Below are 13,606 nucleotides of genomic sequence, written 5' to 3'. Positions count from 1 at the left end.
TTATCGACAAATAAAGATTAGATGGAAATCAGTTTACGATAGAGATAAAATCTCATCGAGCGTTATTTTGCTCTCACTATTAAGTTTTTCAAAATCCGGGCTATTTGCTATAAATTGACGAGCGATTTTTTTCCCTAACTCGACGGCCTCCATCTGACCTGATTTTACAAGAGTCTCGGCAATGGGGATCGCTTTTTTTGATATATAGGGCTGTCTTAAATAGTCATATTCCTGTGTAAATCTCTCAACTTTTTCAAGTAACTTTAATCCCAAGGCATAGTGAAGAGGTAAACTCTCTTTATATTGGAAGAAAGTCTCATCAAGAAGGGCTATGATTTCAAACTCATTTAAAGTTTTTGAAGCCCAGGTCATTTTACCAAAAGAGGTGTCTATCGCTTGAGAAATTTTATTTTCAATTTTTCCGAATGTTTCCATTGCAATCAAATCAAGGGCCGGATGAAGCTTTTTATCTTGAGCCAATTCCTTAAAGAAACCTTTTAGGTCGGCAGACTCTTCCAAATGATGTAACGAGCCCATAAAAGTTTTTTTAATAAGAAGGGCATTTTCTTCATTTTCGATGAGGGAAATCATTTTTAATTGCAAATATCGTAATTCAAGAATTTTTTCCTTGAAAGATTCTTCTCTTAAAAGGTCTCCTTTAAGTATGGATTTAAAATTTGTAATCCGTGAAAGAATTAGACTTTCTGCTTCTTTAATTTTCCCAATCTTTACAAGCCACTCTGAAACCTCGACCATTTTTTTCGAAAATTCAAGGTCATGAACCCCATTTAAACTATTCAAAGCATCAGGAAGCCAACCTAAGTCTTCTTCCTCCCCTCTCTTTAAAAGCTCTGACAAAACCTCAAAAATATAAGTTCTTGCTGCCTTTTTAAATTTTATTTCTTCGCTATTTACTAAAATTAAAGCCAAAGAAGAAAGAAGAATCGGAAAGCTTTCGATCGGCAAGGGGGTTAAAGATTTCAAACCGCGCAAAAGAATAAGCGCTTTTTGAGTTTTATTATTGGCAGCTAAAACACCGAGAGTTGAAAAGAAATCAACTTCTAAATCTTCCCGATCTTTTTTGCTAGCCTCAACAAGCATTTTATTAAAAAAGCTTCCGAAGTAGGTCGATTCGGCTTCCTCGCTTTCGGCAAGAAGAACATTTTCGTATAAAAACTTCTTAATTTTTGCTTCATTTTCAAGCCAAGAAGCCACATAGGGGCGCCAGTTTCTCTGACTTAAAGTTTTGTTGCTGCCTTTTAGAAATAGAACCTCAACTAATAACTTTTGGATTTCAGAGTCCGGATCAAAAGGACTGTTCTTGCTTGCTTGAATTAACTCTCCTTCGGCAGAAAGAAGCCAAGCAGGCCTATTTAAATCGGGAAGATTTTTTTTAAAACTTTCCGCTTCAGCTATAGAAAGAAGAAGAACCTGCCACTGCTCATCCTTATCTTTTGTTACTAAGACCTCATAAATCTTTTTCTGATTCGAATCAAAAATATTTATCTCCCCTTCAATTACACTTAAAAAGTTTTGAGTCGCTAAAAGGTTGTCTGAAAAACAATGAGAAAATTGGGAAATAGGAGATTTTGCTCTAAGAACATCTGAGAGTCGGAAAATAGCAGGTATTTGTCCTTTCTCTTGCTTTTGAAAAGCCACCGGAACTAACCCATGCTTTTCAAAAGCAAGAATTGCGCTTTCTTTCCAAGGAATTTCAATAGCCGCTTTAGGTTTTTTACTAGCGTCTTCTATCCCTTCTAACTCAATTTGATACTGGCTTTCTAAATTTTGCTCTTTTAAGCTTTCTACTTCTTCCAATCGCTCGGCCACTATCTCTTTTCCTGATAATTCATTTGCTTTCCCTGGTATGGTCTCAGGAAGTTTAGCAAGAGCTTTATCCCTAATGACGGATAAATTTTTAATCAACTCTTGAAGCCTTGGGTGAAATTCATCTCCTTTTTTTGCAAGAGCTTCTTCTATAGTCATTCCAAGGTAGGGCCTTAGATAGGAATCAATGACACCATTAATATAATCCGCTTTCGGAAGGTTTTCTGGAGGGATTGCATAAGTTTCAAATAAATTGAAATATGAAGCTCTTATAAAAAGAGCTCTTGCTTTTTCATATTCCTCATTTTCTTGAGAACTATCTTTTTGTTTGAAAAGAGTAACGAGAGCGTATTTCCGAACTTCATTGTTTAATTTTTGTAAGACGGATTGCAGATAATCATGGCTTTGCCGCTCGCTTTCATTCATTTCAGAGAAAAGAACTAGATGATCAAGAGAAATTTGACCCTCATCTTCAAATGTTTTTAAAATAAGGTCAGCAACAGTATTTAAAACAATGGCTTCAACTTTTTGATTATGAAATAATTTTCTAGCCCTCATATTTCCTTGCAAGAAATCTCTTAAAGGTGTTTTTTCCGAAAAAGTCGTTAAGAAAACGGCATCATCCGGAAGCTCAACGTCAGCCCCTGTTAGCTTATGATGAGGGTAGAACACAAAAATTTCTTCTTTTGTTAGTCCTGTCACGGCCTGTATCGTCTCACTATCACTTGAAGGCAAAACAATCGGGTTCTCTTCATGACCTTGCTTGATAAAAGTTAGGAGTTTAGTTTTATCATCCCAAGTCAAAACCCCTTTGATCTTTCTCATTTCCATAACCGGATGATGAGTGAAAAAACGCAATATTTCTTTTGCTGTTGAAACACTGTCTACTCCTTTATAGATGGGCCCTAAATCCACAAGGGCATGAACCTTTAAGGATTTTGGCGAGCTTAGGGTTTCATAGCCAAGCAGCTCTTTTAAGTGTTCTAAAGGAGAGGCTTGTTTAAGGGTATGAACGACATTATTTCGATTTAAAAGAACATCCAATATTCGACCGTTTGTCCCAAAATCAAAATGGGGTTCAACCCGTTCCGGAAACGTATCGGCGTTTTCCATCGTCCCCGTATACCCTTGAATGCAAAAAGGAATGGAAGCTAGATTTTGAGCATTTGAGTTAATTTGCTCCGTGTAAAAGTGAGCCTTCCCGATGACATTTTCAATTACAAAAGATAGCATTAAATCTAAAGCCTGCTCATTACCCATTTTTAATTTCTTTTGAATCTCTTCAATAAGTTCTATGTCTCCTTTTGAGACGGCTAATAATCGATGGCCTGTGGCTTTAAAAAATAGAATAGCCGTTGGTGTCTCATCCGGATCCCCGCCGCCCGACTCGGTACGCTCAAGCTTTACCTTTACTTTAAGTTTTTCAACTAAACTTACAGTCTCATCGAAATTCAAACCTTTATAGATATAGAGCTGTAAAGTTCTGTTAGCCATCTCCCAAGGATCGGCAAATTCAGAATTCTCGCTAGGGGTGTTATTAGCAGAATAAGGGATCGCAATCCGTTTTGTTTTATCTGCTTCTGAAAAACCGTAATGAAGGTCGCAAGATTTTTCAAAACTACTTTTTAACCATTCTTGAAGCTCTTGTTTAACTAGTATCACCGATTCGGCAGCTTCTGCATTTCTTTGATGCAATTCATTTATAAATAAAGCATTTGCTTTCTTGACTTCCGGACTATCTTTATCTTCTAAAGACCAGTATTGATAGATCCTTTTTAGCTCTAGGAGTTCAGAGTACTGTAAGTATTTTTCGTAAAAATCCTCCTCTTCAACTTCTTTGTTTTCCTTATCGTTTAAAAATCCTCTAACACTTTCAAAGGAAGCGTCTTTACCAAGCTTTACGACGGCTTTTTCTAGCCCTTCCAAAACATTGTGAGAGAGTGATCTTTTAAAACTATGAAGGCAAGAATCGGGAAAATCAGATAAGTCTAATTCCTTAATAGAACGTATTATTTCAGGCTTAAGGCCAAGGGATTCAGCCGACTCCTCATTTAGCGCAAAACGTTGAAGAACTTTTTTTGTCATGATTTTAACAATTTGCTGCAAAGAAGGTTCTTGAACCTCGCTTTGATTATTAGCTTTTAAATCCAATCCAAGCTCACTAATTTCTTTATCCAATGCAGCTTGTAAATAGAGCTCTTTAACAAAATATAACCCTTTTTTCGGAAGCGAAACTTTATCTCCTAAAGGGAAGTTAAGTTCTTTTTTTGATTCAAGGGTCTGGTCCGGTTCATCGAGTGTAAAAATTGCTCTCTCAGCAAATAAGTTTAGAATCTTTTTAAGAATATGCGCCGAAGCTTCAAGTGTTTCAATTTCTCCTAAAGTTTGAATTTCTCCAGAAATAGATCCTTTGGAGCTTTCACGCTTTAGTTTTCTGTAAAGCAAGGATAAGGATTCTCTTGCATCGAGGTACTGGTTTTCTAAAGATTGCAAGGTTTCAGGTGACAGGATTACAGAGTCTTGTTCTACTATCGCCGTGATAAGAACATTGTAGAAATAGATCAGGAAATTTTTATTAAAGTGTTCAGGCCCTCTTCTAAAGCTTAGGCTTTGAGTTCTTTGACCGGATACTTTTGAAGATCGGATCCTCATATCATCTACACTCGGGTCATAGAGAGAGGAGGTAGGGACTAATACGGATAGATGATACCCATCAGCTTTTTTTAAAGCTAGAAGGGTGCCGAGAACGAGTGTTTTTCCAGCTCCCATGATTTTTTGTAAGAAGATATTTTTGGGCTTTCCTTCAGAATTATCCATAAATTGCTTAATGGCATCGACCTGATCTTTACGAATTCTCATATTCATTGCCCATTCAAAGACAACAAGCTCCGGGTCTAAGGAAGGATCCACACTAAGGTTTTCCGCATAGGATGAACCAAGTTTTTGGAGGGTGTCAAATTGAAACGTTTCATCTCCTTTCTCTTTCATCTTTTTCAAATTCTTTAAATGTCCGATTCTTTTGCCAATTTCCGAATGATCGACACTTCTTACTACAATCTCACCTATTAAATTGTGGAGGGTTTGAACTTCTTCTTCGGTTAAGTTAGGATTAAATCTTGTGTACCCTTGCTTATTTTTTTGTAAGAAAATAGAGACCATTTCTTGAAAAGTAGGCGGTGATTTTTTTCTTCCCAGAAGCTCTAAATTGAACGCCACCCCCCTAGAAAAATCTTCTTGATAATCGGTTTTTAGCCATAGTTGACAAGCTTTTAAAAGGAGATCCCCTATTTTAATTTCCTCTTCTTTATGACCTTCTTTTAAATCCTTAAGAAGCGAACCTAGCTCCTGGTCCTCATTTAAATAATAGATCAAGCTTTCATCATTAAGCCTGCACCCCTCTTCATAGTCTCTTTTAAGCTTTTGATATCTTTCATAAGAGTAAGAGTCTTTTGGCTTATATTCAGGGAAAGGTTTATGGGTTCTTTTTTTATTTCCGGAGATAAGAATCTGACTTCCGAGGGATGCTTTTTTAAGAAAATAGTCCCGACTTCCTTCTTTGAGTTCAAAACTTAAGGGGCTCTGAATCGGTTTTTCAGGTAAATCCTTCAATTTAATGGAATCAAGAGGCGGCAAATCAGGTATTTCTAAGTCTTCTTCTTCTTTAAGAAGTTCATTTAATCTTTCTAACGACTCCCTGGCTTCTCTATTACTAGCAATTCGATTCACCAATTGAAGCATTTGCTTATAATTTTCCTTTTTTAAGATAACGGATTCAAGAAGAACGCGAATAGCTTTATTGATAGCATCCGGCTCAAATCGGCCATCTTGAAGAAAAAACAAAAGTTCTTGCTTTTCTTTGGCAGTCCCCTCCTCGGCGACCTTCAAAAAGTTTAAAAAATTGTCCCTTAGTTCATGTTGAGGACGTGTTCTCGAACTTATCTTCCTAAGACAGTCTATCGCTTTTTGAGTTGACTCTAGGTTTGCTTTGCCAAAGGGCGAAGAGGTGGAACCAAAAGCTTTGATGTTAGCCTTGATCTCACGTCCAATAGATTTTGGGGCAATTTTTTGTCTTTGATAGATCTTTGTCTCACTCATGATATGATTAAAACGAAGGATAATCTGAGGATGTGAAACTAAATGGCTTAGGAAAGCGCTTTCCTCATGCCATTTTAAAAGAGCCTCCCGATTCTCGCTTCTTGAGGAATCGAGTCTGAATCGGTTATCTACTTTTTTTCTAATATCTAAATAATCGGTATAAGAAGTTGTGGCAAGGGCGCTGAATTTGTCTTTTTCCCCCCAAAAAATTAGATTTTCAAAAAAGGCTTCAAATAACTCCGGAGCTTCATAAAAATCAGAAATAGAAACTGCATCCACTTTAATCTTTTCCTGTTTTGGATGCCGAAAAAGGTTTTCTTGCACAAGCCAAATGGTAAAATTGCGTAAAGCTATGGCTTCAGGAATCATATTACCTGTTTCTAAACCGCTAAAAATTATCCACCCCAAATACTTAAGCTCTTCGCCTGAAAATCTTCTATGGCCCCTTAACCCTTTTAAAAGTCTAAGCGCTGCTTCCAAATTCCCATCTAAGGTGTAATAATAAGCTGCGATGACGATATCTTTTGTCTTTTTGGGATTTAGTTTACCTTCTTTTGTCAAATCGATTAGAGCTGTTTCAAAACTTGACTTTCCTTCAGTATTTTGTTCGGTTTCATGCCTGTCTTTATAGGTCTTAAGGGAAATTAAGACCTTCCTTTCCTTTTTATCGTTCTCAAGCACAAGAAAATTTTTGAAAGTAGGGCTTATTCCCCGGATTTTTTGCGTTTCAGCTATATGAAAGTTGGGATCTTGCAGAAAAACCCACTGGTTATGAGTGTTTCTTCTAAATTCAAGCTTTATGCCTTTTTCATCTATAAGCCTGTTATATTTAATCCTAAGATCAAATTCATGAATCCCCTCTTCTTTTTTTAAAACAGCTACATAAGGGACGTCATCTAATTGGAATAAACTTTTGGCGCTTGGAATTTTTGAAGCCTCCAACCAATCATAAAGCTCTCCTTCAATTTTAATCGCCCCAAAGCTATCAACCTCTTTGATCTCTTTGGTTGTCTTATCAACGATAAGAACTCTCTCACTAGTGTTAGAAGCCCAAAAAGTATAATTTTCTGTAACAGGTAATTTTTCTAAAGGAAACCAGTCAGGGAATTTAGGAATTTTTTTATTGGGAATGTATTTAAAAAGTTCCCCTTCAAATTCCTGTTCGATTTTTAAACGCTGCTTTTTTTTGGAAATTTGACCTAAAGTAAAGATGATTTTATTTTTTCCTCTCCATCCTTCAAATAGAATCTCATCGTTGCCCTTAATGACTTTTCCGGGTTTTAATTTTTCGTCTTTAAAAAGCTCGATATACAAAGAATGACTCTCAATGTCGCTTAAGTCCTGAAGAAGAAGGCCATCTTGCCTTAAAGACCCGGTCATTAAATCAAGCTTGAATTCACTGTTAAAAGCGCTAAATTCAACTATGGGGTACCGAATGAGAAACTTCGTCCCTTGGCTAACTATGATATCAAATTTTTGCTTAAGAAAATGTCTGATAAAAGAACCATTTTCATTTTCGGGTTCCTCAAAGAGCAAAGACAACCCATCAGAGGCTCTTAAAAAGCCTTTTATGGCATCATGATGTATGGAGGGGTCTAAAACAGTATTTTGGTCTTCTTCCTGCGAAAGGAATTGGTCGAGTAATAAATAATATTCGCTTTTTTCTTTAGGGGGAAAGTAAAGAAAACTTGCTAGGAAGCAATCCCTTGAAAAATTTTTAATGGCTTCAATCTTAAATGATTCTCCGAATTTCAATAAATCGAGTATTTGAGACCTTTCGTTAGTGACTAAATTTTGAGCCTCTTCTTGAGAAAGAATCCCTTCATTTTGGAGAAATTTAAGAAATCTGATTTTTTGATGGGTTAAAAATAATTTAGCTTCAGAAAGAGAACTTAACTCCCCTTTAGTTTTTTCATTAACACTCTCTTTTAAACTAATTAATGAAAAAGAGATCTCGTCTAAGGATACAGAAAGAGCCTTTAAAAGTTTATCTCCAAGCGAGGGGTCTTCTTTTAAAGCATTAGCAAGGTCATTCCCTTTAAATAAAATTAATGAAAGAAAAACTCTTTTCTCTTTCTCAAAAAGCTCTTTTGAAGAGTTTTTTAACCAATCGATCAAATGATAAAACTTAAGTGGATGGCTCAGTGAGACTGCAAGAATGCCTCGTAGGGTTGTTGGAGATTGCAAGGTGTATTGATTTTCGGAAGTAACGGGGCTTAAGGCATCGATGGTTTGGGTGGGTAAAGACCCTTCAGAATAGTGTTCAGCTAAAGGTCCATGTGTCTTGGCATATGAGCCCATTCCCTTTATTTTATTTGAAGAAAGGTGTTTTCTTAAAATATTATCTCTAAGAGTTCTTCTTATAGCAAAGTTATAATCTAATACAAAATCTCTTTCACCTTTTAAATCGCTGCTTTTTTCCGTAATTTTTAGGATAGGGCCTTGAGGCAAGGAACCTTTGTCTTCAATATCACTAGATGTGGCATGACATAAGAAATAAGCCATGTTAAATACCGTCATCGCCATTGAAAATGTAAGCGGCAATTGGGATTTTGAAACTAAAAGGGAAGCGATTCTAAAGTCACTTAAAGTGATTTTTTTTCTTATCGAGTAATCTAATTTCTCATACCTCTTATCTATCAGCTTTAAAACCCCGCTTTCCTTTTTCTCTAGATCTCTAACAATTTCTTGCAAGTACTGGTGTTCGCCAAAAGCCGGAAGAGGGAGTTGAATGCTCCCTTCTTTTCCAGGCCATTTGGGATAAGCAAAAAGAGTCATAGAGGTGGATTTTGATGAGTTCACTTGATTAAAATAATTGATCAAACCATTCAATCTGGATTTAAGTTCAGGATCGTAAATCACATTATGAAAGTTTTGCTCTAGATCTGTTAAGAGAGTTGTGTCTATGGCAAAATCCCTTAAAGGAAAAATATCGGGGGTCGTTTCATGATCGTAAACTTCAGAAAGAGCATGAATCCAAGCAATAGCTGCATATAATGCGATGATCCTGTCAGGGTAAGCAATAGGATCATGGTTTATATTTTCCATGATTATTTTGGTTAAGCGATCAAGATTTTCTAGGGCATTCTTAACTTCAATAAGAGACAAATCTTTAAGCGCCACACGATCTATAGGGGGCAGACTCATTTCCGATAGCACTTTTGAAGATAAATCTAGAACCTTCTTTTCTTTAGTTCGGGTCGTTTCAAATTTGGCGTAGCTATCGATAAAATCAGTTTGATTTTGAAGGTTTTTCAAGATGTCTTTGAGATTGCTTTCTTTACCCCATTCGAAATAAGGTGATATTTGAGCTGCCGGCTCTTCCTTTTCACCTGAAATTCTACCCGGTTTCTCTAACCCCGATAAAAGACGGCTTACACTCTCTTTTAAAACCGTTTTATTAGATAAAAGACCTTGGGGCAAACTAAAATCCGGGTGTGAAGAGGAATCCTTTAAAGCCGGCATTAAATCAAAAATTTCGTGTATGAGAAAAAGGGATTCTATAGCCGTTTTATTCCCTAGGGGGTCTTTTATTTTTCTCTTTCCTTTTTTCCTAGCTTTAGCATGGGCAAAAAGTCTTTTCTCAATTAATTGTAATTCCGAATTCTTAAGATTCTCGAATCTTTTTAGTTTCGTATCAATATTTAACTCTCTTAGGATGTCTTTAAAATCTGATAGATAGACGTGATTAAAAAAATCCTCTTCTTCACCAACCCCTGTTAAAAAATGGCTCAGGGTGGTTCTGCTAAAATCTTCTAGAGCTCCCTTAACTATTGTTACAAATGAATCGTTTTTTGGAACTTCGGGACTTGCTTTAATTTTTTTCAGTACTTCCTTTAAGGCATTTTTTTTCATTTCGTAAAGGATTAATGCCCCGTTAGGCTCATTTTTAAAATAATTCTTCACATAAGCGTTTTGTACCCTCATAGTACAGCTTCCGGCTCTTTGTCCCGTTAAAAACAATTTTTCGGATTTAGGCACTTCTTTTTTAAAAGGTTCGAAACGTTTGAAAGCGGCCATATAAAGATCACTTGCTCCATACGAAGCTTCCTTGGTTTCTGTTTTAATCTCTAAAAGCGTCTTTAAAAAGCCAGTTTCGATAATCCGCTCTAAGGGCACTTTTTCGTAAATTTGGACAGGATTAATATAAGTTTTTGAATGAGTGACAAATCTTTCATGAAAAGGTGTCCCATCCCCCGTATTAAAAATAGTTAGGGCATAGCCTTCTTTTTCTTTTTTAACCTCAAGCAGCATCGCATGATTTACCCAACCGGAGGGTATTAAAAGAGCCTCACCTTCCTTCAGCCGCTTAACCTGATGACGGATTCGATCTTCTAATAAGGTAAAAGCCCTTTTTTTATCATACTCAGTCTTTATTAAAGGGATGTCTGCCAGTGTTTTAGCAAAAGCTTCCAGTTTCTTTAATCGATTTTCCAACTCCTTTAATTTATTTTTATAGGATTTTACTGTTAAGTTTTCAGAATCTTGCAAGGAAGTTTTTAAAAGAGTTCTAAAATATCGAATAGAAAGAAAAAAAACGTTGCCCTCTAGGTTTCGCCCCTCTTCATCTTTCATGTTTTGGAAAAAATGATCCGCAAATAAATTGGCTAGGTTTATGGTTGTAGTTAAGTCCTCTAAACTTTCTTCGTTATCAATTAAGGGAGGGGGTCTGTCATCAGTCTCTTTAGATAAATCGATTGCTCTTTCGCCTTTATAATTTTTTATAAAAGGGTGTGCACCATAATTAAGCAGACTTTGAATCACAAAATATTCGTCTCTAATATAAGCTAAATGAAGAGCTGTATTTCCATCCTTGTCTACCGGGTCGCTTAAGGACACCCCGCTATCTAAAAGAAAATAGATAAACTCTGTTCTTTCTTTTTCTAAAGCTAGATAAAGGGGTGTTATCCCCTCCTTATTGGGACTTTTAAGAAGATGTTCATCTGCAAGAGTTAGAAGAACTTCTGCCAGTTTATAGTTCCTTTCCATTAGGGCTTTATGCAAAAGAGTATTTCCGTTTTCATCTCTTAAGGTAATGAAGGATTTGTCAACTAGAACAAATTTAATAGCTAATTCTTCACCTAAATTCGACTCGTCAGATAGCAGTAAATTGAAAATTTTTAACCTATCACTAGAATCCAACCCTTGAAAGACTCTTTTGTTTTTTACAAGCTCATTTAAAAATTTAATCGCGTCTTCTGATTTCTTAAGCGTTCCTAAAGCGTTGCCTAGGGTTTGAAAAAGGATCCCCTGTTGATTAAGCAGAGGAAGGATTGAAACCCCTTTTTCTATAAGCTTTAGCGCAATTGAATAAAAACCAAAATGATCGACGGCTATTTCTATAAAGGATCTACCTTGAAACCCGCCTTTTAAAACAAAAGGGTCTAGCTCCGAAATAAGATAGAAGGCAAAACTTTCATCGTTATTTTCTATCGCCTCTTTTAATAAGATTTGATAATCCTTATTTTCTAGGATTTTTAAGGTATGGAGAACGCTAAAAAACTCTTTTTTTTGATCAATCAACTTGGCGTTGCTTAATTCATTTTTTATAATATTTAGTACTCTTGGATGCTCTTCAAGCCATGTTTTTGCTAAAGGTGTGTATTTAAGCCATTCCACCAATTTTATAAGTTCTTTTGAAGAAGATATTTTTTTTAGAACTTCCTCTTCCGGAAGCGCATGAAAAGCTTCATACCCTATGCTTAAATCTTCCGCCTTTTTCTTTACGGGTTCAAGGACTCTCTCTCTTTCGATTTGAAGGCTATCTTTTCTTAAGAAGGAAGTTGTTTGGGATGGTTTGCTCTCTTCCTGTTTGAAACCTGCAGCAGCACATAACTTTACGATAAGCAGGCTCTTCTTTTGTTTTTCAATTTCTTTTTTATCAAACCGAATCAAATAATCATAATGGAAGAGTAATTCTTTCATTATGTCTCGAGGTCTATCTTCAATAGAACGAAGCAAAATAAGCTTTAAGAGGATCTTTACCGATTCAACAAGCTCTGCTTTACCCGATTGAATTAAAAGAGAAAAAAGCTCTTCTTTTACTGCCGGTTGAACAAAAGCTTTTTTCTCGATTAAAAAAGCAGCTAAATTATCATCCTTATTCCTTATAGCCTCTTCTATTAGTTTATCAGCGGACCCTTCAAGAAAGAAGTCCTGGCTTTGAACCAACTTATTTAAAGCTGAAGAAATTTTTCCCCGGTTAAATTGATGGTTGAAACAAACTTCAACCAGTTGATTTCGAATTTTGGCATGTTCCTGCAACCACTTGGGATTTTTCAAAGCTGATTTTAAGCAGCTTTTCATAAGTTCTTTTGAAGAGCCCGCAATTTCTTTAAATCGATCAAAGAAAAAATCGGAGGATTCGCAAATTTCCAGAATCTTTAAAGCAGTCCGGCTATTTGAAAAAGGGATGACTTGGATTAATTTTTTATGTAAGACAAAAGCTTTTCTATCATTTGCCCAAGCCTTATCAACGGAGGCCGCGGAGAGGAAAAGCTCAAGGTCTTCATTGGATTCCTTAAGTCGCTGAACGACTTCTGTTTCCGACAAAACCGATAGCTTTTTTTGTAAGGGAGCAGGCAAATCCTTAGGTAAAAACACCATAATTACCTCCAAGATAAGTTTATCATTTTTTTGAGGTAATTTATAGTATTTTAAATGATAAATTTATCAAAGTAATAAGAATGACCTTTTTTAAAGGAAATATTAAGAAAGTTAGTAATGTTAATTTTGCTTTCCTTTGAGTCAGAAAAACGACATTGCTTGATAAGAGTTCCCATCTTCAGGTTGAGTTTTTGATCCTCAAAAGAATGGTAAATTAGTTTTAAGACCTTATGTTTTCTCCACTCAAGCTCTATAAACCCATTAGTTAGAGCAGCTTTAAGACGTCCTGTCTTGCAAAACGGAGGAAGATGAGGAAGAATGAAGAGGGTGTCTTCCGTTTCCTGAATGAAGAGGGATTTAATAAGAAGATAGCCCTCGTTTAAAATCGAAAAAGGAGAGTGTTCTAAGGGCTTATTATGAGGGGCTAGATAAGAGGTTTTTGAAGCATCAGGGGCAAGAATCCCAGAAAACTCTAGCTGAAGCGTTTTCTCAAGGAAATCCTCAAGCTCTTCTTTTTTTGAGAAAGACTGCAAAGGGTCTTTGCCTCTCGGGGTCAGACTACCAAGGAAAAACCAAAGGGGTATTAACTCTTTTAAAGAGCTTCTCTCTTTAATTTTATCAAAATCTTGGGCTTTATTGACACCTAAAGAAAGTCTCTCCTTGACGGGAATTTGCTCGCCCTTCGGACTGTAGGGAAGTACAAAGAACTCTTCTTCTATAGTTGGGTTTTTGTTAAGCCAAAGGGTAAGTGAACTTGGTTTTTTATCGAAGACAAATAGGATTTTATTCTCCTCTCTAAGCAATCGATAGACCACTCTTTCACCTTGAGATGTGTTAAACTGTACTTGGATTCTGCCTCTTTCTAGATCAGCAAGGGCTAAAAAACGGCTCGCAATCCCCTCAAAATTTAAGTCCATCTCAAATAAGGGATTTGGAGTTTTAGAATCCAACTCGAAGAAAAAAAGTTTCGCAGGATAAATTTTAACCCCTAAAGAAGTGCCGGGGATAAGCAAAAGTGTTCCAGGCTTTCTTGTGAAGGGGCGAAAACGATCGTTTATCCTGATATGCATATTCTTTA

Annotated in this window: 2 protein-coding genes; both read right to left on the bottom strand. The window is 36.2% G+C overall.

The features are described 5' to 3' along the window. Positions 1-33: 33 nt before the first annotated feature. Positions 34-12,528, bottom strand: coding sequence for an ankyrin repeat domain-containing protein (locus tag CSEC_RS10915; protein ID WP_041018521.1), 12,495 nt, complete (start codon positions 12,526-12,528; stop codon positions 34-36). 50 nt (positions 12,529-12,578) lie between these two features. Next, positions 12,579-13,598, bottom strand: coding sequence for a hypothetical protein (locus CSEC_RS10910; RefSeq protein WP_041018520.1), 1,020 nt, complete (start codon positions 13,596-13,598; stop codon positions 12,579-12,581). Between the last annotated feature and the right edge of the window lie 8 nt (positions 13,599-13,606).

The organism is Criblamydia sequanensis CRIB-18, assembly GCF_000750955.1.
In the GTDB taxonomy this organism is placed as follows: domain Bacteria; phylum Chlamydiota; class Chlamydiia; order Chlamydiales; family Criblamydiaceae; genus Criblamydia; species Criblamydia sequanensis.
This window is presented reverse-complemented; position numbering and strand designations above follow the sequence as displayed.

Excerpts from the sequence above, each read along its gene's own strand:
- CSEC_RS10915 (WP_041018521.1), bottom strand. The coding sequence starts at position 12,528 with ATGGTGTTTTTACCTAAGGATTTGCCTGCTCCCTTACAAAAAAAGCTA.
- CSEC_RS10910 (WP_041018520.1), bottom strand. The coding sequence starts at position 13,598 with ATGCATATCAGGATAAACGATCGTTTTCGCCCCTTCACAAGAAAGCCT.